The 2,422-nt window shown below is 69.9% G+C and carries 3 protein-coding genes; all 3 read left to right on the top strand.

Going from position 1 to position 2,422, the window contains the following annotated elements; all coding sequences use genetic code 11:
- Nucleotides 1–81: 81 nt before the first annotated feature.
- Genes D7W81_RS40880 through D7W81_RS40870 form a run of 3 tightly spaced genes read left to right on the top strand, consistent with a single transcriptional unit; the run spans nucleotide 82 to nucleotide 2,211 of the window.
- Nucleotides 82–363: a hypothetical protein gene (locus D7W81_RS40880; protein ID WP_120560708.1), complete on the top strand. Its 282-nt coding sequence runs from the start codon at nucleotides 82–84 to the stop codon at nucleotides 361–363.
- Nucleotides 364–367: 4 nt separating this feature from the next.
- Entirely contained in the window at nucleotides 368–1,717 is a 1,350-nt protein-coding gene (locus D7W81_RS40875) for an AgmX/PglI C-terminal domain-containing protein (RefSeq protein ID WP_120560707.1), read from the top strand.
- A 47-nt stretch (nucleotides 1,718–1,764) separates the two neighbouring features.
- Nucleotides 1,765–2,211 (top strand): cyclic nucleotide-binding domain-containing protein, encoded by a 447-nt coding sequence (locus D7W81_RS40870; protein ID WP_120560706.1) that lies wholly within the window; start codon nucleotides 1,765–1,767, stop codon nucleotides 2,209–2,211.
- Nucleotides 2,212–2,422 lie beyond the last annotated feature (211 nt).

Below are 2,422 nucleotides of genomic sequence, written 5' to 3'. Positions count from 1 at the left end.
CCTCCCCGGGGCCCCCTGCCACGCGGCCGGGCGCCTCGGGTAAGGTGTCCAACGACGTCCGGTAGCCACGACCTTCCGCCCATGCGCCCCGCCCTCTTCCTGCTGCTGCTTGCCGCCGCCCGTCCGTCCTGGGCGGAGGACCCCGCGTCCACGAAGAAGGCAGCGGACGCCACGGCTCCGGCACCTGCCGCGAAGAAGCCGGCCAAGGCCATCCACCTGGAGGCCATCAAGGTCGAAGGGCGCATCCAGAAGCCGGAAGCCTTCTATTTCCTCGACCGCTCCAAGCCGAGCTTCGACGACCTGAACCGCACGGAGAGCTTCGTGCCCAAGGTGGTCCAGAGCGTGCAGCAGGACCCGTTCTAGTCCCATGGCCCTTCAAACCCGCCCCAAGCTGCTCCGCGTCGGCGTCATCCAGGACGGGCGCATCGTCGAAGAGCACCACCTGCTCCACGACTCCGTCACCATTGGCGATGACGCCCGCAACACCATCGTCCTGCCTCCGTCCGAGGCACGCCCGCCGCGCTTCAAGGTGCTGGAGAACCGCGGCCAGCAGTTCCACCTCATCATCGACGACCAGATGCAGGGCCGCGTCAACCTGGGCTCGTCGGACGTGGACTTCGACGCGCTGCGCTCCCAGGGGCTCGCCACGCGCCGCGCGGACGACACCTTCGACCTGCCGCTCCAGGAGAGCGCCCGCGGCAAGGTGGACCTGCCGGACGCCACGCTCTTCTTCCACTTCATCCCCGCGCCCGCGGCGGGCTCCAAGCCGACGCTGCCGCCGGAGCTGAAGGCCAGCCCCTGGCGCACGGTGGACCAGCTCTTCTTCGGCATCCTGCTGTCGATGCTGGTGCTCTACGTGCTGAGCGTCGCGCTCATCGTCTCCCAGCCCGCGCCCGTGGAGGCGGAGGTCTCGCTGGACCAGTTGGAAGACCGCTTCGTGCGCGCCATCATCCCGCAGCAGCCCGCGAAGAAGGAGGAGCCCCAGGAGAAGGGCTCCACCGAGCAGAAGAAGCCGGAGGAGGTGAAGACCGCCCCGAAGAAGCCGGCCACCTCGGACTCGACGCCCGCTCCCGCCAACAGCGAGGAGCGCCGGCAGCAGGTGGAGGCCCGGGTCGCGGGCACCGGCCTGCTCAAGCTGCTGGGCGGCAAGGGGCCCGGCGGCGGGGACGCCATCGCGGACGTGCTCGGGAACTCCGGCAGCGGCACCAACGTGGCGGAGGCGCTCGCGGGCGCGCAGTCCGGCGGCGCCCTCGCGGTGGGCTCCGGCGGCGGCAATGGCATCGCCAACCCGCTGGGCGACACCGGCGGCAAGGTGGCGGCCATTGGCGCGACGCAGACGTCCGGCGCGGGCACCGTGGACACCGGCCGCAAGCAGGTCGTCAAGGTGCCCCAGGTCGCGGACGCGGTGCCGGAAGTGGACAGCTCCGAGGTCAGCCCCAAGGACCTGGCCCGCTTCATCCAGCGCATGAAGGCGTCCATCCAGCGCTGCTACGAGAAGGAACTCAAGCGCGACCCCACCCTCAAGGGCAGGGTGATGGTCCGCTTCAACCTCAAGCCGGACGGCCGCGCCGGCAACGTGGAGGTGGACGAATCCACCCTGCGCTCCGAGGGTGTCAGCAGTTGCATCATCACCACCATCCGCGGCTGGAAGTTCCCTTTCCAACCGAGTGACGACGTCCCCGTCAGCTACCCGTTCATCTTCTCGCCAGGGGAATAGGCTCGAACTCCCGGACCTTCCGGAGGCTCCGGACCCGCGGGGAGCACATGGAGAAGCTGGCCGTCATCGCCACATCCCCCCTCTTCGAGATGCTGGCCCCCGCGGAGCTCGCGCGGCTGGCGGAGCTGGCACGGCTGTACCGCTACGCTCACGGGGAAGTGGTGTTCGAGGAAGGGGACCTGGGCGACAGCCTCTTCGTCATCGTGCGAGGCCAGGTGGAGGTGGTGCTCCGGGGGACGGGCAACGGGGTGAAGCCCCTCACCGTCCTGGGCCCGCCGGAGTTCTTCGGGGAGATGGGCCTCATCGACAAGGACCACCGCTCCGCCACCGTGCGCGCGCTGGGCGAGGTGGAGCTGCTCCAGCTCACCGCGCAGGATTTGCGGACCTTCCGGCTGGCTCACGCGGACGGCTTCACCTTCATCGTCGTGAACATCGCGCGCAGCCTGTCCGCCCGCCTGCGCGAGGCCAACGCCCGCCTGGCCCCCCAGGACTGAAACCGGCGGCTGAAAAGCCGGACTCCCGGGCGATGGGGCATTGCGTTGACACCCCTCCCCCTCGCTCCTACGCTCGACCCTTGAAGCCTGGAAGGGCCGGAAGGATTCGTGAGGCGCATGCGCACCCTGGGAATGCTCGTCGTCGTCGGAGGACTCGTCACCTCCGGGATGGCGCTCGCGCAGTCGCCAGCGCCACTGCCCCGCCCCGCCC

The sequence above is a fragment of the Corallococcus aberystwythensis genome, from assembly GCF_003612165.1.
Classification (GTDB): Bacteria; Myxococcota; Myxococcia; order Myxococcales; family Myxococcaceae; genus Corallococcus; species Corallococcus aberystwythensis.
The sequence above is the reverse complement of the archived record's forward strand: the minus strand, read 5'-3'. Positions and strand labels throughout refer to the sequence as shown.